3 protein-coding genes are annotated in these 1500 nt (G+C 68.1%); all 3 read right to left on the bottom strand.

Going from position 1 to position 1500, the window contains the following annotated elements; genetic code table 11:
* Positions 1-437 (bottom strand): 5-oxoprolinase subunit PxpA (locus tag MOV75_RS37715; RefSeq protein ID WP_247007949.1); only part of this gene is annotated, 437 nt, incomplete at its 3' end.
* Positions 434-859 carry a biotin/lipoyl-containing protein gene (locus MOV75_RS37720; protein ID WP_246931928.1) on the bottom strand — a complete coding sequence of 142 codons (426 nt, stop codon included), beginning with the start codon at positions 857-859 and terminating at the stop codon, positions 434-436. The genes MOV75_RS37720 and MOV75_RS37715, both read right to left, overlap by 4 nt.
* On the bottom strand, positions 856-1500 hold a 645-nt coding region (locus MOV75_RS37725; protein WP_247007950.1), incomplete at its 5' end, for a biotin-dependent carboxyltransferase family protein. The genes MOV75_RS37725 and MOV75_RS37720, both read right to left, overlap by 4 nt.

Below are 1500 nucleotides of genomic sequence, written 5' to 3' on the forward strand. Positions count from 1 at the left end.
CTGGTCGACGATACGATGAGGAGCTCCCGATTGAACGCGGCGACGGCGCGGACCAGCGGTTCGGCGAGCCCGGCGTTGGCGGCGGCCATGTTGCCCAAGGCACCGTGGAAGCTCAAGTGGGTCATGCGGTAACCGGCTGCGCGGACGATGCCTGCAAGCGCGCCGAGCTGATAGGTGACCATCGCCGCGAGTTCGGTGGCATCGATCTGCATCACCCGGCGGCCGAAGCCCTGGCGATCCGGGAAACCGACATGGGCGCCGACATCGACCCCACGCGCCTTTGCCGATTCCACGGTGCGCTGCATGATCAGCGGGTCGCCTGCGTGAAAGCCGCAGGCGATGTTGGCCGACGAGACGAGGCCGAGCAGAGCGTCGTCGTCGCCCATGGACCAGGGGCCGTAGCCCTCGCCCAGATCCGCATTGAGATCGATCTTCATTCGGCGTCACTCCCGTGCGGCTGCAATCCGATCAGGGGCGCGCCGTATCCCACGGTCGCGCCATGCTCGGCGAACTTCTCAGCGACCAGACCGTCCTCCGGTGCCGGGACCGGAAGCAAGAGCGGTCCTATCTGGAGGAAGGCGAGCGGCGTGCCGGCGGCGACCTCGGTGCCGACGGCGACCGATGGTTGCGAGCGCAATGGATGGCGGTCGAGGTAGATGCCCGGCACGGGTGCCCGAATGACCTGCGTGGGTGGAGAAATCAGGGCCGCCGCCGCAGCCTCGATCATCTCGACCTCGACGCGGGCGCCGTCATGCCGCAGGCGCAGCACCCCGGCTGGGCCTTTCAGCTCGAGCAGGCCGATGTCGGTCGCCGCGAGGAAGGCGCAGAGCTGATCGACATGGTTGAGCGGATTGGTCATCGCACCGCTCCCTGGTCGCAGTAGAGCTCAACCAATCGGCGGACGTTGCTCAGCCAGCGCCGGGTCGCCGCCAACGCGTCCAGCGCCTCGTCCCAGTTGCACAGCACGAAACGAATCCGGCTTCCGATGGGAGCTTGGCCGAGGCGCCAGAGGTCGGCGTCGATGACGGTGCCGATCTTGGGGTAGCCGCCCGACGGCTGCGCATCGCGCATCTGGATGATCGGCTGGCCACCATGGGGGACCTGGATCACGCCTGGAACAATGCCGTGGGAGCGCAGCTCCATGGGTCGCTGCGGCCTGAGCTCGGGGCCGGCGAGACGATAGCCGTAACGGTCGCTCTGCGACGTAATCTTCCACGGCTCGGACCATAGCGCCTCGTGGGAAGACGGCGCGAAGCTATCGTATTCGGCCGCCGGCAGCACCCGCACGGCAGGCAGCCCGTCCACCTCCGACGGCAGGGCTAGACCGGGCGGCGTGATGCCGAAGCCTGTCTTGGCGCGATCGGATGTCGCGACAATCGGCAACCCATCGCCGTCGCGCAGGGGACGGCCCTCCAGCCCGCCGAAGGCGCCGCGCAGCTGAGTGCTGCGCGAGCCGAGCACCAACGGAACATCGATCCCGCCCGCGATGCACAGATAGGC

Source organism: Bradyrhizobium sp. PRIMUS42, assembly GCF_023006515.1.
GTDB lineage: Bacteria > Pseudomonadota > Alphaproteobacteria > Rhizobiales > Xanthobacteraceae > Bradyrhizobium.